Below are 20,150 nucleotides of genomic sequence, written 5' to 3'. Positions count from 1 at the left end.
ACTTCTTAAGACACATGTTAGTAATGCTAATATCAGTATTACTCAAATTTGCTTCTTCGTTCTCATTTTGATGCTGCATGTCCTTATAAATACTCTATTGTACTATTTTTGTTTTTTTATTTTATTTTCCGTTTGATTATTTCATAATTTCATATTTCAAGAACCAAGAAACTGCAATTAAAGTTCCAGTTTCTTTTTTCATACATACCCTCCTTAGTGGCTATTATATTTTTTCAGCCTTTTATTTTTTAATTTTTTTAATAATTCTGATTTGTCAAATTAAGCGACTTTCAATAATATTAATTAATTTAAGCACCCCATCCAACGAGGAGTATAGCGAAAAAAATTGTACTAAATAAATCATTCAGGTAGAGAATCTTAAGTTTATTACTGAATGATTCACACTTTTTGGAAAAATAAAAATCGGTGTGTTTTTTGCTTTGTTCAGGTCATTAGTTTGTTGGTTTTACTTCAAATTTCCAAATCGCTCATTATTTTTTCAGACAATTAAGGTTTTTAGGCGCATTAATCCCTTGAAATTAGTCGTTTTTTTCAAAAACTATTGTATTGAGTGTGAGTGCTTCTCCCACTTGTTTAAGGAGGCTGCCTACTGTTTGATGGATTATCGTTACTGCTGTCCATTCTTTCATTGTTTCATCGATTGGTATCCCGTTAGGTACACTTACTTGCTAACTCTGCTATTTTGACTTCTACGAGTGGACTATAACGTTGGTATTTTTAAATCCCCAACCACTTATCTAGTGGATAATGATTTTGACTGTCTTGATCTGTCATTAAAGTACGACGGTATCGGACAGGCCAAAAAATAAACTGGACTGTTTTCCAATCTTCTCGCTTTACTTTCCATCCTTCGTGTTGCTTTTGTTCCTTAATCGTTTGATTTATATGTATAAATATATCTCCTAATAATTCCGTAAATACTTCATACATATATTGCTGAATGGATTCTTCTGTAGCGATTAAATCGTTTGATTCCTTTATTATTTCGTATGATTTTGATATAACGTTATCCATAAGAAGGCCTCTTCCATTTATGTATTTGCTGCTCAAGTATACATTTATGATAGAACGCCTTCTTTATTTTTGCTAGTAAAAAGATAATATTGTCTCGAGAACTATTTTACACGTACCAATATTACAGTAACCCAATCTGATAATAATTCATCCTCGGATTTTAAGTTGATATTAGTTGGAAATTTTATTCAACCTGTTATCTATTCCAATTGTTCTTGTTTTTCCAGTTAATGAACAGGGAAAAAATAACGCTTTCATGATACAATAAAGCTATTAAATTAATAGGAGGTTATTTTATGGCAAACGAAACATTTCGTGCAGTAGCTAAGTCGATTGGTGGAATGAAAGTTTCATGCACATCAAGGAATTTTGAATTTATTTTAGATGAACCAGAAAATTTAGGTGGATCAAATGAAGGGATGAATCCGGTTGAAGCTTTATTATCTTCACTTGGGGCATGTAAAGTTATTGTAGCTCGATCTTTCGCTAAAGCACATGATATAAAGTTAAAAGATATCCGTGTAGAATTAGAAGGAACATTAGATCCTGATGGTTTTATGGGGAAAAACAAAGCAGCTAAGATAGGCTTTTCTGCAATAGTATCTAAATTTTATATTGAAGCTGATAATACTGATGAAGAAATTTCAGATTTTGTAGCTTTTATCGATCGTACTTGTCCAGTAGCTGATACTATTAAAAATGCGCCTACTACTAAAACAGAAATCCATAAAATATAACCTATGAAATAGACAAATTCCTCTCATCTTGTACTACACCCTAGAAGTTAGAAAAAATCTAATTTTCGGGGTATTTTTTATGAAATTGGCTATTAACTGAAAAAACAACTATTTTATATAATTTCTTTAACTACATACAACTAGAGACAAACGTATATTGAAGAACTTTCTTTGACAAGGTTCTTTTTCACCAATTTTTTATCAAAAAGATAAAACTGATTTTTTAAAAGCACATCCTATCTTTCATAGCACGTCTAAGCAAACCTGATACCGAAGAAGATTTATCTGCAAATCTAACTATTGTTGTTAATACTGTTGTAGGAGGAGATGGATCTAGAGTTTATTAGCTTTTATTTTTGCACTTATTAAATCATTCTTTATGCTTCAAAAACACAATTCAATTAGTAGCAGCTACGATTTAGAATGTTCTTATTTAAAAAAGAGTGCTCCCAAATAATTTTGGAAATACTCTTTCTTAGTTTATAGGACTATTTATAAACTTGATGATTCCTTATTCATTTCATCAAGACACCCTATATTTAGTACTAACAAATTCTATTTCCCGTTTTTACTGCGCTGAGTATGGTAAAATCAAAGCACTATTATTGGTTAAAAAACAGCCTTTATTTGGTAGAAAATCAATAGAGTTATAAAGTACTTTTTTTAAAGGAGGAAAACAAAATGAAAGCTGCAAAAATCGTTGCGTGGATTTGCTTGCTGGCAATGACCGCCGGATTGGTTAATGCATTCGTAAATGGAGATTTTTTGGTTGACGGTAGAGCGTTACTCGAAAATCCATGGGGGGTCATGTCTATGATCGATCTATACGTAGGATTCACCCTATTTTCAATATGGATCGTCTACCGGGAAAAAACTATGTGGAAAACCATCATCTGGGTTGTCACAATGATGATTTTTGGTTTTTTAATAGGCAGCATTTATGTTTTAAAAGCATTATACGAATCAAAAGGAGACTGGTCCGTAGCTTTGCATGGCGTACAAAGGAGTGTTAGTGATGGAGAAACTTAGAGAATGGGTAGAACAACTTTCACTTGTATTTGAGAAGAAAACAATCGATGCTCTCTTCCCCCCTTTAATATTTTTCCTAGCTAATCAGTTCCTGTCCCTTGAGCTTGCTAGCGGGGTAACTCTTCTTTATCTTCTCCTCCTCATCCTCTATAGAATTATCAAAAGACATACAAAAAAATACGTTTTAGTTGGCGTAGGAGGTGTCCTGCTTTCTATTGGATTTAGTTTATTATCTGGAGATGCAATCAATTATTATCTTCCTGGCTTAATTACAACAGGTCTGATTGTCATTTCATGTGTTGTGTCTCTTGTCATTCACCGTCCAATGGCCGCTTTGCTGAGTCATTTAACCAGAGGATGGCCAATCGAATGGTACTTGCGAGACGATATTCGTCCAGCCTATCGAAACGTCACGATCATGTGGGCTGTTTACTTTATGCTCCGACTGATCATACAAGTTCCACTATTTTTAATGGGCAAATTCTCGCTTTATTTCTATATCAATTCTATTTTGGGTTGGCCGATGAATATAGTTCTCCTTATTTCCACTTATGTATTAGGAATTAAAGGTCTGAGAAAATTATCAGGCCCAAGCGTTGAAGAGTTTTCAAACGGAAAAAAACCTCCTTTTGAAGGCCAAAAAAAAGGGTTCTAACATAAACTCCATATTAAAAGCACGTATCTAAAAAGATACGTGCTTTTTTGATTGCATTTTTTATTAAAGCATAGCAGAAAAATAATAACTAATAACCGATACAAGTCCACCTAAAGATGTGCCCCAAATCAAATCAATAATAGTAATTTTTAATGGCCATTTATCCAGCGTTGCTAGATTGGTTAAATCGTAGGTTGCGTAAGTAATAAAACCAAAGAACATTCCTCTCAACAATGCTTCAAGCATGCTTTCTGATAATAAAGCAGGATCAATAACAAAGAATACCAATCCAAGAACAAAAATCAAATAAAATAAGATGGCTACTACCCAATTAGGTTTATCTTTCATAATAAAACCAATTTGATTTCTGTATAGCTTATTAGCAATTAGAGCTAGCCAAACTATGTCAATTAAGAAAAACACGGCAAGTGTGATCATGTAGATAATAAAATATTCCATCATTTGATAACCTCCTATTTAGTAATATATGCGACTGCAACAGCACCAACACCCGCGCCTAATGCGATCACACCGGAACTCTTCGTAATATATTCTGGTTCTTTATTTAATGTGTTATTTAGTGCATCAGCAAAATCTTTTCCTAACTGAGGATCATCTACATATGTGACAGCGTAGTGTTTGATTCCTTGTGTTTCATTAATATGTTTCATGTGTTTCAGAATTTTTTTAAGTGCTCTATTAGAGGCGAAAGTAACTTTAAAAATCTTACCCTCACCTTTTTCATCCAAAGTGATGATCGGTTTCAAGCCTACTTTTTTAGCAATACCACCTGCACGTACGCTTAGTCTTCCCGAAGCAATCATGTTATCCAGTGTATTGATTTTAACCAGGATTTTAGATTGACCAATAGAATATGTTGCAGCTGATACAATCTCATCAACAGATTTATCAGCTTTTAAGTTCTCAATGGCTTGCCAAACAATTAACCCTTCTGCAACGGAATTTTGTTTCGTATCTATGATATGAATCACTTGCTTGTTCTCATTGAACTTTTCAGCAGCTTTTGAAAAAACATTATAGGTTCCACTTAACGCTTGTGCTACAGAAAAAACTACAATATTTTCATAATAAGACAATAAGTAGTGGTAAGCATTTTCGATACTCTTAATTGTTGGTTGTGATGACGTTGGGTGAATATTTTTTGCTTTAGCTAGCTCAAAGAGTTTTTCATTTGTCACCGTTAGTTTATCGATATATGATTCCTCTCCGACCAACAGCGATATATGGATCACATGGACTTGTGCGTCATCAATCAATTCTTTTGGTAAATCTGCAATCGAGTCTGTCATAATAACAGTCTTGTATTTTCGATTGTGGATCCGGTCATGCTGCTGGACCATATCATCGACTTTCTGTTCAATGATTTTCCCATGATTAGAGAGACGGTCAAATAATTCAGCGGGATCATTGGTGTGGATATGCAATCTCGTTTTTCTTTTTCCTTTAACTTGAACAATCGAATCCCCAATATCAGATATAAGATTTTTTAAATCTGCAACATCTGACTCCTGTTCGATTAAAGCTTCAGTACAATAGCGATAGTCAACAACAGTATAATCATGCTGTTCGATTGCTGGAATAATCTCTTCTACTTCTGTGATTTCCTTTGAAATTAAACGCCCCTGAATACCATCTAAAAAGCCTTTAATAAAGTACGCAAATCCTTTCGCTCCTGAATCAACGACAAGCGATTGCTTTAGAACTTTTAATTGATCAGTCGTATTTTCAACTGCATCCTCCACCTTTTTTAATGCTTTCTCAAGCAATGTATCAAAGGTGTCATGGTTACTTAGTTCTTTACTCAACTCATTATAAAATACGGTCATCGTGGTTAATATCGTTCCTTCAACAGGGTTCCCAACTGCTTGATAAGCATATTCCATTCCATTTTTACTTGCTGAAACAAAATCCTCTTTTGTAATAACTGTTTCTGCCGTTATTCCTTCGCTAAATCCTTGAAGATATTGAGCAAAAATCAAACCAGAATTTCCTCTCGCTCCAATAATAGCTGAATCTGCGATAGACTCTAAGGTAGTCTTAGTATTTTCTTTTAATTCTGAATGGTGAACAATACTTTTCATAGTAGAGAAGAGATTGCTTCCTGTATCTCCATCAGCCACTGGGAATACATTAATATCATTTAAAAATAATCGGTTATTCATAACCTCTTTTGCGCCGTTGATTAAGCTATTGTATAGTTCATCCTGTGTTATTGTATCCATTATTGTCCCCTATCTTTTTCTTACAGTCAAATCAGTTAATTATACTTTGATATACGTTACTATTTTGTTATCCTATTGCCCTAACTGAAATTAGATTTCTTATAGAATACGCAACTAAATAGTCCTATTAAGACATTTGGCTGGGTCTAAATATCTGATGAATATAACAAAATGGTTCAATTAGTTTAGTATACATACCTATACAAATTGTACACTAATTTGTATAAGCCTGTCATTAAAACTGACTGATTGATTTATCTATTTTCAAAAAATAAATAGGTTTGATTTGATCGTATGCCAATCAATACCTCTCTCATAATGAGATAGACTCATCAATTCCCAGCCTATTTACGACTACTTTCTAACCAGATCAAAAAATTAAGTACTCTAAAAAGCTGCATATAAGGGATAACGAGCTCCTTCCTCATACACAGCTTCGTAGAATTTATTTAGTAAAGTGCCCTAACCATTACCTATGCTACCTTATTTTTTAGTGAAAGGAAAAAGCATTGGAACTCTTTTAGTGTATTCTTCCCATCCATCGTATTTCTCCATATTTTTCTCTAGCAATGGAGTTGATACTTTGATTAATACGGTACTCATTAAAATAGGTGAGATAACTAATAACAGATAATAAAACGGGTTGATAGAATTAGTAAAGAACAATGTAATACCACTAGCATATAATCCAATCCAAATTATGATTTCGCCAAAATAGTTTGGATGACGTGTGATTGACCACAATCCTGATTGTAGAAGGGAATGTGTTTTTTTATTGATGTGTCGTCGTAGTTGTTCATCACCAACTACTTCAAAGAATAATCCTACTAGTGAAATGAACAATGCCGCATAAACGAAATAGCGGTGAGCTGAATCAAAACTAAATTCGTTGTATTTGATTACCACATAGCTTGCAGATCCAACAATAAAGTTAATAATGCCTTGAATCATGAATACTCTAAAAAAGGCGATGACGACTACTTGATCACCCCACTCTTTACGCCACTGTGCGTATCTGAAATCTTCGGGTTTGCCATAATTTCTCTTTAATAAACGGAATGATAACCTAAGGCCCCAAACACTAATAAATCCAACAATAGCATAAGATAAGACGGTGGGATCCTCAGTGACAAACAACGTCAGCCAGCTCCCCACAACAAAACCGAGTCCCCAACCAATATCGACGATTGAATTGTTTTTGATCACTGTTGCGATAATGAAGATAATTGTAAAATAAACAAAAGTAAAAATTAATGGAACAATCAGTCCGTCCAAGCCTATATTAGTGAATCCTTGTGTTGCTATTGCTAATGTTGCTAAAAGTAATAGCGTATAAATTAAAATTCTTTTCTTATCCATAATCCACCTCTTTCAAATTTTTCCCCATTGTATCCTACCCGAAAAACAAAACATTTAGCTAGTCCCATCCATAAGGGATAATAGTTTCATTATACACTAATCTATAGTAAGTAATCGAGACAAATCTTTAAATTCAAGCTCGAATTTATTATCCTGTTAATTAGAACGAATTCTATTTAGAATTTTAGATCCAATAAAGTAACTGGTTACACCTGATAGAGCTGATAAGTAGATAATTAAATTGTTAAGACTGGCTCCCCCAAAGAAAAACAGCAACAGAACAATCGCACTATACAAAATTTGACTTGCTAATTGTTTAGATCTATTTACTTTGTTGCCTCTATCATCTTCGGTTTCATCTTTTGATAAAAACAAAAACACTATAAGAGAAAGACCTATTACAATGATTAGAAATAGGGTTACAGTATTTGAATAATCTATCCTATTGAATGATAAATCATTTATAAAAAAATAATCTACTGCAATAACGCCTATACTGATCGCACTAGCTATCAATGCTTCTCTCGTTTTTGCTCCAGCTTTTATGCTAAAGATCATAGCTAAAATAAATAGCATTAAGTAGATACTGTTTCCGTTAGTTAAAGATAGATATATTGTAAGTCCTAGTACTGAAAATATATCAAATGTAGTTAGTTTTTTTCCTGTAATGCCATTTACGATCCTCATAAGTAAAAGTATCCAACCAACCACTAATAGCTGAACAGTTTCATAATAAAGCACATTTAGAAGTGAAAATATAGCAGCTAGAAATGCTGCATACTCATGTTTTGGATCAAGTTCTCTAACAAGTGCCCACGTTAAAAACACTCCAAAACCGATATAAATACCTGATAAAACATTTCTGGTCAACATCCATCCTATAGCTGCTACAGCTACTGATGATAGTGCTATCATCTGATTTGTTTTATAACTAAAATCCATATTTCTTCCCAATGTAAACATAAATCCACCCCTTAATGAATACATTATACCCTAATTTTAGATAACTAATGAATCATTGCCGTGGTTCTATTTTAATATCCGATTCAGTTCTTCTGCTATTACTTGATACCCTGAACCATTTGGATGAAATTCATCTGGAGAGAGATAGTCGGTTAAATGGTATTTAAACAATTCATACGTCGGTACATAGGCAAATTTAACATCTGAATCGACGATTAGACGCGTTTCATAGTTCCATTCTAAAAGTAATCTAGTTTTTTCTGGTTCCTCTTGGCTGTATGGATTGTATAAACCGATCAATGCTAATTGTGCATCTGGATTGACGACTCTGATCTCCCTTATGATAAGCGCTAAATTTTCTTTGTAATTTTTGAGTGCTTCTTCAAATGCCAACGTTAAAGAGACACTGTCTTCATATTCTAAACGATTTAAATCATTTCCTCCAATTGAAATAATGATCAAATTTGCCTTTGAAATAGTGGCTTTATTTTCTGCACTTTTAACCAGATTTACGAGCTCATTACTTTCGTAGCTTGGTACTGAAATATTCGTGATGGTTTTTTTATTCCCATCTTCTTCATCAATCAAATCGAGGTATCTTTTTCCGATACCTAAATTTTCTTCATCCCCTACTCCAAATCCTATCGAGTCACCAAGAATGAGTATCTCAGAAACATCTTCTGGAATGCTCTCTCCTTCTGCTGGTATACTAGTTGAACTTTCCAACTCTTGTTCTGTAGAAACGCTCTCTTCGCTCTTACTGACAACTATAGCAGCAACAAAACCTGCTATAAATACAATCGATAAAGCTATTGAACTAACCAATAATAATGGCCATATTACTTTTTTATACATAGTTATGCTCCTTAATAGTCGATTTAAACTAAGACATCTTTGCGATTAAAGACTGTAAAACTTATTATCAATGATAATATAGCCCAAGCACTTAATGTAAGAATCGAAAAGTTCAAACTCATTCCTTCAATCGGCTGATAGGATCCAGTTAAATAGCGAGTAAGATCTAAATTTGTCACAAAAAAATATTTGACTAATTTCCATTCAGATAAGAAAAACTGTAAAAATTGACCACCAATCAGAGAGGCCATCAATATTCCAATTGCTGACGAACTATTATCAACCAGCACTGAAATCATTAGGGTGATCGAAGCTATTACGATAGACACGAACCACAACAGCGAATATATCAATAAAGTGTATTGAAACCTGGAGATCAATATCGTCGAATTTGAATTCAATTCACCCTCTACCAAACTAAACCCGGTCACTATAGGTTCGCTAAATCCCCATTGTTGAAAAAACAAATAGGATACTAAAGTAGATAAGACAGCGATGATAAACACTAAAATCGTAGTCATAATTATAAGTGCCATATACTTACTCAATAATATTTTCCATCTGGGTACTGCTCTCGTGAGTAAAATTTTAATCGTTTTTTTAGAGAATTCATTTGAAACTAAATCCGCAGCTAAAATCACAATAAGCAGCGGTATAAATAGCGTGATACCTTGTTCGACAAATTGAACATTAAATTTAGACGCTGTGGGCGTTATAGGATTGATATCGTTCTCGATAAAATAATTCAATTGTTGAATCTCTCTATCAATAGAGGCTCTGACTTCTTCTGGTATGAATTCATTATTACTCCTTTCTTCAAGATCATCGAGTCTTTGAGAAGTAAGAGATTTCCAGTCGTATGCTTCACCACCAGATTCCGCTTCAAATTTTCGAATATTATTATCATAAGAATATTTTTGTCCATATGAAAGCAAACTCACAAAAATTAAAAGTAACATAACGATCAGGAGCATTTTTTTCTTTAATAAAATTTTTATTATTTCATTTTGTGTTAACGAAATCATGCTATCACACCTTTATCCGATTTTATGTTTTTCTGTAAGGGTTAAAAATAAATCTTCCAATGTTCTCTTTTTATTTTCAACATAGTTAATTTCTATCCCCGAATTGAATAAAGCTTTATTTATTTCTGAAAGTCTTTCTACATTAGCTAATGCTGTTACATTTTTGGCATCAATAGTTGAATCGATAGCAAACTTATTTTTAAGGACGGCTTGAGCCTTTTTGGGATCATCCACTGTCCAAACAACTTCACCAGTAGCTAAAACTTCATCGATTGCTGCATTTCTAATAATACTTCCGTCATCTATAATACTGACTCGATCACACATCAATTGAACTTCACTAATTAGATGCGAAGAAATCAGTACTGAGATGCCTTTTTCTTTAGCTAATTTTTTTACGATTTCTCTAAACTCATGTATGCCTTGGGGATCAAGTCCGTTTGTAGGCTCATCTAAAATCAATAATTTCGGTTTATGGATCAGTGCCTGAGCTAAACCGATTCTTTGTTTCATCCCCATTGAATAAACCTCAACTTTATCATGGATCCGATTTCCCATACCGACTAATTCTACAGCTTCATCAATATCTGTTTTAGTGACCCCTTTTGACATGCTACCTAATAATTCAAGATTCCTATACCCACTCATATAATCATAAAGATCAGGACCTTCTATAATACAACCTACATTAGACATAGCTTTTACAAAGTCTTTTTTTATGGAATACCCACAGATTTTTATTTCTCCGGAAGTGGGCTTTGATAAGCCTACGATCATTCTTAAAGTTGTCGTTTTTCCAGATCCATTAGGTCCTAAGAAACCTACTATTTCTCCCTGTTGAATATCAAAACTGACATCTTTTATAATTAGCGTTTTCTTGATTCGTTTGGTTAGTTTTGAAACCGTTAATACCGGTGTATCCATAGTAAACCTCTTTTCAAAGATTGTTTTATTTCTCAGAAACGAACTACCCGCCTCATTTATGAAAAAGAACTCCTTCTTATACTGAGCAGGTGTTTTATTTCTAAGTAGTACACAGTGCACTATTGTATTGCTCTATTTAACACAAGATGACACCACAGCCGGAAGACTGAATAGCTATTACTATTTGGTTTCACTGGCATCACACCCTTTATGTTGTTTGTTACTAAATAAAGTATACACCATAAAAGAAACAATAAACCACTTCAAGCTACTAGGATCAACTTTTAGATTTCGTTCGCCTTAATATTTTCTTTTCCTTCTAACCCCACAAGCTTTAAAAGCGTCATTGGATCAATTGTGGGACCATCAAACAACTTTCCATAAAACGCTAAATTCTCTTTAGCTGTTAATTTACTGTACACATTTGATTGTTCAAAACTCATGCCTATTTTATTAAACCGCTCTTTTGAAGGTTCTTTTACGTCATAGCCCGCAACAGACACTTCACCTTTTTGCAGCTCCAAAAGTCCCGTAAGAATATTTTGTGTCGTTGATTTACCTGCACCTGAAGGACCTAAAAAACCAAACACCTCGCCTCTTTCAACTTCAAAACTGACATCCTTCACTTGATATTTGTCGTCATTATTATAAGAGTAAGATAAATTCTTAACACTGATCATTAAAACATCCCTTTCATTAAAAAATTAGTTTGATTTGTAAAAACCGGACTTAAGTATATCTATATAACTTAAAAACTCTTTTTCAATAAACAGATAATCAAATTCCATCTGGCCATTTTTTATTTTAAGTCTAAATTCCTCGCCATATTTTTCTAACGTCCATCTGACGATATCGATTGCTTTTTTCACATCTAGCTCTTCCTTGAAAAGAGAATAGTCAATATTAGTAGTATAAATGTCACTATAAAGGTCTGGTTTAAAATCAGGGTTTATATGCATGATCTCGTCAGCCGTTTTATCTTTGACTACTATAAGAGAAAAGTCCGCTAAATAGGGATACTTTTGAAATACTTTAAACTTGATCATGGCGATTTCCTTTAATCGTAAGAATATATCTTTTTGTTCCCAATCCATTTCATCAACGATGCTTTCCATAATGACTTTGAACGCATAATATTCTAAATAATTATACAATTTTTCTTTATTGCCAAAATAATGAAACAATAGTCCTTTAGATATACCTGCATCTTCTACTATGGTATTCGTTGAAGCTTTTTGAAAAGTATTAATACTAAATTCTTTCATCGCACTGTTAATGATGCGTTCCTTTTTTTCTGGATCTACCTTCATTAAGAATTCTTCCATTTTGTTATCCCCTATTTTCTATTTCAAAATTGACTACTCTGGTCAATTCAATTATAACTTTTATTGACTATATCGGTCAATACCTGTCTATATCGCTGAATACATTTTGTGAAAATAAAAATTTTATCGATAAAAAAAGCTAACTGTTAGGTATAAATCCAGTATTAAACCGGACTTGTACTTATCAATTAGCTGCTAAAGAGAACTATTTAATTTCTATGACTTTTCGAAATAGTTGAAGAGTTAATAAAATAAATCGTTCCCTTATTTCTTACTTATTTTCTTAAAAAAGACTCTTATACTTGTAGCGTTCCCTTTAGTTCTGCAGCTTTAGCCGCAATTAAATCCATCAATTCAGGAGACAAAGTATCATAAGTCGGCAGTCCCAAGTTAGTTAAATCGTTACGGATATCCGCCATTTTAGAAGTTGGTGTACCTGTTTCGATGACAGATGAAACGAAGGCTGCGAATTTTGGTTCAGACCAGCCTTTTTCTTCTGATAATTCTGTGTGGACAAAGTCTAAACCGTAAAATGCATGATCCTTATTTTCTATGCGACCATACATATGTGCGCCACAATCTTTACAATAATGGCGTTGGATTGCCGCTGTTTCATCAACTATTGCTAACTTTTCTTCATGGCTGATCACTTCAACTGTCTCACGAGACGCTACAGCTACTATAGAAAATCTAGCATTTTCTGGTTTCCAACATTGCGAACAGCCACATGCATGGTTGTGTAATGTTTGTGAACCGATTTTAACCGCTACTTTATCTGACTCACAAAGACATGTTAATGTCCCTCCAGCAAATCCTGCTACTTCTGGATAATCTTGTATACCGCTATCTAATCTTGGGTGTAATTTAATAATTGTCATTTGTTTCACTCCTTGGATGTATTATTTTGCAATGCATTGACATGAAACTCAAGGTGTTCTTCTATAAATGTTGAAATCGTATAATAACTGTGATCATGTCCACTTTGCATCCGAACAGTCAAAGGATAATTTTTTTCTTGCGCAACTTCAACTAACTTAAACGGCTCTAATTCTTTTTTATAGAAAGGATCTGCATCGCCTTGATCGATCAGGATAGGTATTTCTTTGCCAGAATAGTGTTTCATCAATTCCACTGCATCCCATTCAGCCCACAACTTTTTGTCATCGCCAATATAGTTTTCAAAAGCTTTTATCCCCCATGGTACTTGGGTCGGATTAACAATTGGCGCAAATGCTGTGATCGATTGGAACCGTTCTGGATTGCGTAACCCTAAGACCAACGCACCGTGGCCTCCCATAGAATGACCCGAAATAAACTCAGGTCCAGTCAAATCGAATTCATTTCGTACTACTGCCGTCAACTCTTCTATAATGTAGTCATACATTTTATAATGAGCAGCCCATGGTTCTTTAGTAGCATTCAAATAAAAGCCTGCTCCTTGCCCTAGATCATAATCAGTTGAATCAGCTATCTCTTTCCCACGTGGACTAGTGTCCGGCATGACCATAGCTATTCCCAAACGCGCTGCTGCTCTTTGCGCCCCTGCTTTATGAGTAAAATTATCATCGTTACACGTTAACCCTGACAACCACCAAAGTAAAGACGGCTCAGGAAATTTCTCTTTGTTGGGTAAAAACAAGCTGAACGTCATCGGACAGTCCAATAGTTCAGAACTATGGCGATACTTGTATTGCACCCCGTCAAAAACACGGTGTTCTTCTAGAAGTTCTACGTTTGACATCTCGTTTCCTCCTTATTATAAGCTGATGAAAATCACCTGATTCAAAAATTCTGTTTCTTAGTAAGACAAAACAGTTCGGATGGATTCACCCTTGTGTAATAAGTCAAATGCTTCGTTAATATCTTTGAATTCTAACTGATGTGTGATAAACGAATCTAAATCAATTTTGCCATCCATGAAATCTAGCACCATTCCAGGCAATTCAGTTCTTCCTTTTACTCCGCCAAATGCAGAACCGCGCCATACACGACCGGTAACCAATTGGAATGGACGTGTTTGGATTTCTTTACCCGCACCCGCTACACCAAGGATAATGCTTTCGCCCCATCCTTTATGACAAGATTCAAGTGCAGATCGCATTACATCTACGTTACCGATACATTCAAAGCTATAATCCACACCACCATCTGTCATTTCTACAATAACTTCTTGGATTGGGCGGTCGTGTTCTTTTGGATTAACAAAGTCCGTTGCCCCCATCTTTTTAGCTAACTCCCATTTACTAGGATTTACATCGATAGCAATGATGCGTTTGGCATTGGCTTTTTTCAATCCTTGAATCGCAGCTAAACCGATCGCACCCAGTCCGAATACAGCTGTTATAGCTCCTTCTTCTACTTTTGCAGTGTTTTTAACAGCTCCCATACCGGTAGTAACGCCACAACCAAGCAAACAAACTTTATCTAAAGGAGCATTTTCGTCAACTTTTACTAAATTGATTTCATTTACTACTGTGTATTCACTAAATGTACTTGTTCCCATATAATGATAAATGGGTTCTCCATTATAAGAAAAACGAGTTGTTCCATCGGGCATTAAACCTTTACCTTGCGTTTCGCGAACTGCGCTACATAAATTTGTTTTACCAGAAAGACAGAACTTACATTTTCCACATTCTGCTGTATAAAGTGGAATAACGTGATCTCCTGGTTTTACAGAGGTCACACCTGTACCGATAGACTCAACTACTCCTCCACCTTCATGTCCTAAAACTGCAGGAAAAACGCCTTCTGGATCTTCTCCAGACAACGTAAAGGCATCCGTATGACAAACAGATGTATACAAAATTTTAACCCTTACTTCATTTTCTTTTGGTTCTTCTACATCGATTTCAACAATTTTAAGCGGTTCATTTGGACCAAAGGCTACTGCTGCTCTACTTTTCATCAATTTTTCCTTCTTTCTTTTAAGGCATATTTTTATCAATATGTTCATTATATTATGTTTTGATCATAAAGTTAACACTGGCATTTTTGTCACTGTAACCTTTATACGTAAAATAACTCCACTCTTTCCAATAAAACGATTGTATTGTATAATAAACCAAAAGTTAATACTGACATTTTAGTCACTATTAATTTCAAGTAAGGATTGAGAAGGGATTTGAATGAGTTGCTTATTCATAAAGGCAAAGAATTTTATACGGATAAAGATTTAGCTCTTTCGGTTATTGGCGGACGTTGGAAAATTGCTATTGTTTGGGCGTTATTGCATGAAGCGCCCTTACGTCTGAGCGAATTACAGAGACTATTCCCAAACATCAATCAAAGAATGCTGATTCGACAACTAAGAGAATTAGAGGAAGATCAAATTATTCACCGCACGGTTTACCCCGTCGTTCCTCCGAAAGTAGATTACAAATTGACTACTGTTGGACAAAGTTTAGAGCCCGTTGTAACGTCCATTTGTGATTGGGGAGAAACTTTTCATGCGTTTCTAGAATCAAACTAAGTCAATTTTGACATTCTATTTAACTTATTACGATAGACGCAAAAATATAGAAGCTATATTTTTGCGTCTATTTATTGCTTTTTTTAGCATAATGTTTACGTACCTTTGTTCTATTGCCACAAACTTCCATTGAACACCATTTTCGTCTGCCACTTGTATCAACGAATAATGCATAGCAGGTGTCAGATTTACATTTTTTAATTTTAGGAAACAGCCCATTATGATGGGCCGTAAGAATATCGTAAGCAATAAGTGAAATCAGTCCATCAGTCCCACCTATACTTGGTGTAGGGCTGAATTTTTTGTCGAAAAAAAGAGGTGCTTTCTTTGTATTAGATGCTAAATTTTCTAAGAATGTTGCTTTTTTTTCAGGCTCTAAAAAGAAAGATCTACACTGTTCACGAAATAATTGAATTCTTTTTATATTAATGGGAGATTCATTTATTTTTTCTATTTGATCAGAATGCAATAAACCTTTTTCATTCATCAATGAAAGCCACGCATCCATTAAACCTTCTTCTTCAAGAAAATCTGTGAAAACATTATTTCTCCCGTTGATCGTGTTAAGTAAATTAATGAATAAATAGTCGGATAAATAAGCATATCTCGTTTCTAAATTTTTAATCATTTAACCTTCTCCTTCAAACTAATTGATTGTTTGACTTTAATAATACCATACTGTAAGGTTAACACATAACCACTTGAGCTGTTTTTAACGGTTAAATAAAGAAATAGGAGCAAATCAAATGGCTAAAAAAATTGAACGAATTACCGCAACTTCAAAAGGGATGCAAACAATAATTAATTCTAAAGGGCATGAGATAATCATTGATGAACCGCTACAAATGGGCGGAAAAGATGAGGGAGCAAATCCACTAGGGGCATTTATAGCTTCACTAGCAGGATGCGAAAATGCAATAGCTAATATGGTAGCAAAAGAAATAGATTTTGATCTTCAAGGCATAGCATTCGATATAAGAGCAGAAATGAATCCAGAAGGCATGATGGGTAACAAAAATGTTCGTCCCTACTTTCAATCAGTTACTATAAATGCTCGTGTGAAAACAAGTGAATCTGAAGAACGTATCATTGAATTACAACAGATCGTTGATTCAAGATGTCCAATCTATACCACATTAAAAGCTGCCGATGTTGAAATGACGCCAATTTGGACAAAAGAATAAAACAAAAGTAAAGTACATACGCTATTCGTATAAAATAATCATTGAAATAAGTATACGAAACGTTCCTTTGCTAACTGCACAACCTTTAAAAATGCGATAACAAACTATAAGGAGCTGAAAAAATGATAAAGACTGTATTATTTGATATGAACGAAACATTGTTAGATTTAAGTGTACTAAAAGAAAATTTTGCTAAATATTTTGAAGATAAGTATGTTCTCAATTATTGGTTTGCTAAACTGCTTCATTCATCTACTGTTATAGGTGGTATGGGTGAATACACTGATTTTGGAAAACTTTCAGAAGCCGCGTTAGAAAGTGTCTTTTTAGAGAGTGGTAAAGAATTGACTGATGAAATCAAAACAGATATTCTGGGATCATTTAGAAAACTTCCTGCATACGATGATGTGCCTGAAGCACTTAAATTATTGAAAGACCGTAACATCAAAGTTATTTCAGTAACTAATTCTTCTTATAATATGGTTGAAGAACAGCTGAAAAATTCTGGCCTTATTGATTTATTTGATTCTTATTATTCGGTTGATTCAGTAGAAAAATATAAACCTTTTAAAGACATTTATCATTATGTATTAAATGAAGAAAAAATTAATGCCAATGAAACAGTCATGGTTGCTACGCACGATTGGGATTTGTTCGGTGCTAAAAAAGCTGGACTTCATACAGCCTATATCAAACGCAAAGAAGATCAATACAATCCTTACTACTTGAAACCAGATCTAGCAAACAGAAATTTAGTTGATCTAGCCCAAGAAATTGTCGATTTCAACTAATTTTTCACACTATTCATCATGCAATACAAATAAATCAAGTTTTAAGGTCAATTTAAATATCCATTTGCATAATTATCTTAAAAAGTAAAAACTTTGGTCAAAAATAATATTTTGATCAAAGTTTTTTTGCTTTTCCAAATGAGAATAATAAATTCTTGGAATTTTGAAGCGATTTTTCACACCAATAAGTATGCCCCTTTACTGTTTTATAAAGAAATTCCATTAGTGAAAAACGATACTACCATGTCTATTGAAATCGCAATGAAAAGCAAAATCAGAATACGGTCTATAGCCAACTGATATATATTCCTACTAACTGACTGATTAACAGATAAGGTAATTTCTTCGTATATCGAAATCGTTGTAAGAACAAGAATAAAAATTGAGCTAATACTTACTTCTGATCCAGGCGTTGTAAAAAAATAATAAATTGTTAAAGGAATTAATATAACTAAAAATAATCCTTTTAATATATATTTCTTATTCATGGAACTCCCCCTTTAATTTAGTATGGACGAGTCCCACTAAGCCACCCTCCATTTTTAACATTCTACCTACAGATTTCACACTATCACTTAATGTTTGCACACTAATATTTTGTGTTCCTTCTTCGACTCGAGAAATATAAGATTTTTTTCGCTTAGAGCAGTTAGTTCAGGTTGAGTTAACTTTTTTCTTCTATAAATTCTTAAAAGAATGTTTGCAACTTGATAGCTAGTCTACTTTTTAAACAAATTATCAACCGTTTCGCCAAGAATGAACGCCATTTTAAACGCAAGTTGTAAAGTAGGGTCATATTTATTATTTTCAATGGCATTGATTGTTTGTCGTGTTACTTTGCATTTTTGGGCTAATGCATCTTGAGTGAGTCCTTTATTTTTTCGTAATTCTAAAATTTTATTTTCCATTACCACTCAACCGTCTTTTGTAAATCCAGTAATAAACGAAATAGCTAAAAACCAAAACAAACAAATAGAGTAATTCTGGATATTCCATCTGCTTTATGCCCTGCTGATTTATATTAAAGAAATCATAAACAAAATTCACAGATAATAACAATAATAAGAACACCCAACTACTTATAATAGCTTTTTGTTTAATGAATCGAGAGCGTTCATCATCTTTAGTATTTACACCTCCATATTCCTCAGTTCCTGTAAACCATCCGATAATAAAAAATATAATTAAGCTAACTAACAAACCAATAACCCATTTAACTAACAATGTTATCACCTCCATAAAATATAAAAGACTATTTACATTTTACTTTATAATACCATCTTATACATATCAAACGTTTTTTTAATATGTGGTGTAGAGTATGTACAAATATGATAGTGTTTATCTATTATGAATAGGGCCTTAAATTATATAAATACATGGAATTGCTTAGAATAGTGTACCTAGAATGCTGTTAAATTAGAGTTTCCTCCTCTATATAATTAATTTTAGTGTACCTTAATTGACAATTAACTAAAAATTTCAATACACAAAATTACATAGATTCATGTATCTGTTTGCCTGTATGTCTAACACTTTTGGTAGAATGAAGAAGCCCTTCCCTTTAATCTAATGGTGTCGAAAGGAGAATTAGAATGAATATTAGTAACCAGCTTTGCGCTTTTCCGCAACGGTTGCAAATTAATTCTCAAGACCAAACACAAAAGATTAAGACCTTGCCCCTCTTCAAAAAGGGGTAAACACCGAAACGGCCTTCTGCAACCTCAGCAAGACACAAAAATTTATCGCTACAGCCTTTAAAATTTTAACGAAAAAAAACCACGAGAATAATCTCTCGTATCTTTTTTCTTATTCAACAATCGCGTCCATTAACAGAGTTAGACTAGAAAATCATTAATCAAATGATCTGTAGTAAGTACTGTAGCAAATTCATCATTTATTGTAGCTAGAGATACATTGTGTATAGTTTCAGCATCGTAATATATATTATTTTGATCATTCAAGCCGAACGCAGCCGTTGCATCAGAAATCAGATATGTTTCAAAACCTAAATTACCACTCATTCTTGTAGTCGTTGATACACAATGTGGTGTAGTCAAACCAGTAATAACAACTTGTGATATTTCATTTACTTTTAAAAAGTCTTCTAAATTTGTACCAATAAAGCAACTGTTTACTCTCTTTTCAATGACTATTTCTGCACCAATAGGTTTCACTATTTCTTTAATGGCAAAGCCTTCATTCTTCGGATAAAATACTGAGCTAGGATTGTCGGAAGTGTGTTGTATATGTATCACCAACCAGCCCTTCTGCCTCCATAATGTTAGAATGCGACTAATATTTTCTTCCGCGTTGAGATTATTACGTTCACCCCACTTTTTGTTCTCAAAAGCCTTTTGTACATCAACTATAATTAATGCCTTTTTCATACCAACCATATGATCACTCCTGTATTTTAAATTCCCAACAATCTTGCCCGTTTGTTATATAACTTATTTTTCTCATTTCCCATTCCACAAATATTGAAAAATAATTTGCGATAATCTAATCGTATCAGCTATTATTACCATTCTATCATTTTGTTTTTGGTCT

At 33.7% G+C, this 20,150-nt stretch carries 24 protein-coding genes; 6 read left to right on the top strand and 18 right to left on the bottom strand.

Translation table 11 applies throughout. From position 1 onward, the window contains the following. Window positions 1–738 precede the first annotated feature (738 nt). Window positions 739–1,035 (bottom strand): UPF0236 family transposase-like protein, encoded by a 297-nt coding sequence (locus BP17_RS00960; protein WP_035051026.1) that lies wholly within the window; start codon window positions 1,033–1,035, stop codon window positions 739–741. A gap of 296 nt (window positions 1,036–1,331) precedes the next feature. Between BP17_RS00960 and BP17_RS00955 the strand changes: the two genes are divergently transcribed. From BP17_RS00955 to BP17_RS00945, 3 genes are all read left to right on the top strand, one after another. After that, complete coding sequence (locus BP17_RS00955; protein ID WP_035051025.1) at window positions 1,332–1,772, top strand: OsmC family protein; 441 nt, start codon at window positions 1,332–1,334, stop codon at window positions 1,770–1,772. 681 nt (window positions 1,773–2,453) lie between these two features. After that, complete coding sequence (locus BP17_RS12995; protein ID WP_051910400.1) at window positions 2,454–2,801, top strand: DUF1475 family protein; 348 nt, start codon at window positions 2,454–2,456, stop codon at window positions 2,799–2,801. Continuing rightward, complete coding sequence (locus BP17_RS00945) at window positions 2,788–3,456, top strand: DUF3159 domain-containing protein (RefSeq protein ID WP_035051023.1); 669 nt, start codon at window positions 2,788–2,790, stop codon at window positions 3,454–3,456. Before BP17_RS12995 ends, BP17_RS00945 begins: the two co-directional genes overlap by 14 nt. Before the next feature lie 63 nt (window positions 3,457–3,519). Here BP17_RS00945 and BP17_RS00940 read toward each other — a convergent pair whose 3' ends face one another. The 12 genes from BP17_RS00940 to BP17_RS00885 form a co-directional block, all read right to left on the bottom strand. After that, window positions 3,520–3,918, bottom strand: a complete 399-nt coding sequence (locus BP17_RS00940; RefSeq protein WP_198022494.1) for a DUF2177 family protein — start codon at window positions 3,916–3,918, stop codon at window positions 3,520–3,522. Window positions 3,919–3,929: 11 nt separating this feature from the next. Further along, window positions 3,930–5,699 carry a DegV family protein gene (locus BP17_RS00935; RefSeq protein ID WP_051910399.1) on the bottom strand — a complete coding sequence of 590 codons (1,770 nt, stop codon included), beginning with the start codon at window positions 5,697–5,699 and terminating at the stop codon, window positions 3,930–3,932. Between the two features lie 483 nt (window positions 5,700–6,182). Beyond that, complete coding sequence (locus BP17_RS00930; protein ID WP_051910398.1) at window positions 6,183–7,058, bottom strand: DUF1295 domain-containing protein; 876 nt, start codon at window positions 7,056–7,058, stop codon at window positions 6,183–6,185. 156 nt (window positions 7,059–7,214) lie between these two features. Then, window positions 7,215–8,021 carry a hypothetical protein gene (locus tag BP17_RS00925; protein WP_035051022.1) on the bottom strand — a complete coding sequence of 269 codons (807 nt, stop codon included), beginning with the start codon at window positions 8,019–8,021 and terminating at the stop codon, window positions 7,215–7,217. A gap of 66 nt (window positions 8,022–8,087) precedes the next feature. Further along, window positions 8,088–8,876, bottom strand: coding sequence for an SGNH/GDSL hydrolase family protein (locus BP17_RS00920; RefSeq protein ID WP_035051020.1), 789 nt, complete (start codon window positions 8,874–8,876; stop codon window positions 8,088–8,090). A 23-nt stretch (window positions 8,877–8,899) separates the two neighbouring features. Continuing rightward, complete coding sequence (locus BP17_RS00915; RefSeq protein ID WP_035051019.1) at window positions 8,900–9,901, bottom strand: ABC transporter permease; 1,002 nt, start codon at window positions 9,899–9,901, stop codon at window positions 8,900–8,902. Window positions 9,902–9,913: 12 nt separating this feature from the next. Further along, the gene (locus BP17_RS00910) at window positions 9,914–10,825 is read right to left on the bottom strand and encodes an ABC transporter ATP-binding protein (protein ID WP_035051018.1); all 912 of its coding nucleotides are present in this window, start codon (window positions 10,823–10,825) and stop codon (window positions 9,914–9,916) included. A gap of 284 nt (window positions 10,826–11,109) precedes the next feature. Further along, window positions 11,110–11,505: an ATP-binding cassette domain-containing protein gene (locus BP17_RS00905; RefSeq protein ID WP_198022493.1), complete on the bottom strand. Its 396-nt coding sequence runs from the start codon at window positions 11,503–11,505 to the stop codon at window positions 11,110–11,112. 24 nt (window positions 11,506–11,529) lie between these two features. After that, complete coding sequence (locus BP17_RS00900) at window positions 11,530–12,150, bottom strand: TetR/AcrR family transcriptional regulator (protein WP_035051016.1); 621 nt, start codon at window positions 12,148–12,150, stop codon at window positions 11,530–11,532. Between the two features lie 296 nt (window positions 12,151–12,446). Further along, entirely contained in the window at window positions 12,447–13,028 is a 582-nt protein-coding gene (gene gfa / locus BP17_RS00895) for an S-(hydroxymethyl)glutathione synthase (RefSeq protein ID WP_035051015.1), read from the bottom strand. A gap of 5 nt (window positions 13,029–13,033) precedes the next feature. Further along, window positions 13,034–13,891 (bottom strand): S-formylglutathione hydrolase, encoded by an 858-nt coding sequence (gene fghA / locus BP17_RS00890; protein ID WP_035051013.1) that lies wholly within the window; start codon window positions 13,889–13,891, stop codon window positions 13,034–13,036. Window positions 13,892–13,948: 57 nt separating this feature from the next. Continuing rightward, window positions 13,949–15,058 carry an S-(hydroxymethyl)glutathione dehydrogenase/class III alcohol dehydrogenase gene (locus BP17_RS00885; RefSeq protein ID WP_035051011.1) on the bottom strand — a complete coding sequence of 370 codons (1,110 nt, stop codon included), beginning with the start codon at window positions 15,056–15,058 and terminating at the stop codon, window positions 13,949–13,951. 225 nt (window positions 15,059–15,283) lie between these two features. On the opposite strand from BP17_RS00885, the gene BP17_RS00880 reads away from it, so the two are divergent. Next, window positions 15,284–15,622, top strand: a complete 339-nt coding sequence (locus BP17_RS00880) for a winged helix-turn-helix transcriptional regulator (protein ID WP_035051009.1) — start codon at window positions 15,284–15,286, stop codon at window positions 15,620–15,622. Window positions 15,623–15,689: 67 nt separating this feature from the next. Here the strand turns inward: BP17_RS00880 and BP17_RS00875 are convergent, their stop codons facing one another. Continuing rightward, window positions 15,690–16,250: a CGNR zinc finger domain-containing protein gene (locus BP17_RS00875; RefSeq protein WP_035051008.1), complete on the bottom strand. Its 561-nt coding sequence runs from the start codon at window positions 16,248–16,250 to the stop codon at window positions 15,690–15,692. Window positions 16,251–16,368: 118 nt separating this feature from the next. On the opposite strand from BP17_RS00875, the gene BP17_RS00870 reads away from it, so the two are divergent. Next, on the top strand, window positions 16,369–16,806 hold the full coding sequence (locus BP17_RS00870; protein WP_035051007.1) for an OsmC family protein: 438 nt from the start codon (window positions 16,369–16,371) through the stop codon (window positions 16,804–16,806). A 122-nt stretch (window positions 16,807–16,928) separates the two neighbouring features. Beyond that, window positions 16,929–17,597, top strand: coding sequence for a haloacid dehalogenase type II (locus tag BP17_RS00865; protein WP_035051005.1), 669 nt, complete (start codon window positions 16,929–16,931; stop codon window positions 17,595–17,597). A 206-nt stretch (window positions 17,598–17,803) separates the two neighbouring features. Here BP17_RS00865 and BP17_RS00860 read toward each other — a convergent pair whose 3' ends face one another. The 4 genes from BP17_RS00860 to BP17_RS00845 all read right to left on the bottom strand — a co-directional run bounded on the left by BP17_RS00860 (window position 17,804) and on the right by BP17_RS00845 (window position 19,996). Beyond that, the gene (locus tag BP17_RS00860) at window positions 17,804–18,085 is read right to left on the bottom strand and encodes a hypothetical protein (protein ID WP_035051003.1); all 282 of its coding nucleotides are present in this window, start codon (window positions 18,083–18,085) and stop codon (window positions 17,804–17,806) included. Between the two features lie 231 nt (window positions 18,086–18,316). Then, complete coding sequence (locus BP17_RS00855) at window positions 18,317–18,505, bottom strand: helix-turn-helix transcriptional regulator (RefSeq protein ID WP_035051002.1); 189 nt, start codon at window positions 18,503–18,505, stop codon at window positions 18,317–18,319. Beyond that, entirely contained in the window at window positions 18,495–18,821 is a 327-nt protein-coding gene (locus tag BP17_RS00850) for a hypothetical protein (RefSeq protein WP_051910397.1), read from the bottom strand. Before BP17_RS00850 ends, BP17_RS00855 begins: the two co-directional genes overlap by 11 nt. Window positions 18,822–19,435: 614 nt before the next feature. Continuing rightward, window positions 19,436–19,996 carry a cysteine hydrolase family protein gene (locus tag BP17_RS00845; RefSeq protein ID WP_035050999.1) on the bottom strand — a complete coding sequence of 187 codons (561 nt, stop codon included), beginning with the start codon at window positions 19,994–19,996 and terminating at the stop codon, window positions 19,436–19,438. Between the last annotated feature and the right edge of the window lie 154 nt (window positions 19,997–20,150).

It is taken from the genome of Carnobacterium pleistocenium FTR1, from assembly GCF_000744285.1.
Taxonomy (GTDB): Bacteria; Bacillota; Bacilli; order Lactobacillales; family Carnobacteriaceae; genus Carnobacterium_B; species Carnobacterium_B pleistocenium.
Note: the sequence above shows the minus strand (reverse complement) of the source record. Positions and strands in the feature narration are given on the sequence as shown.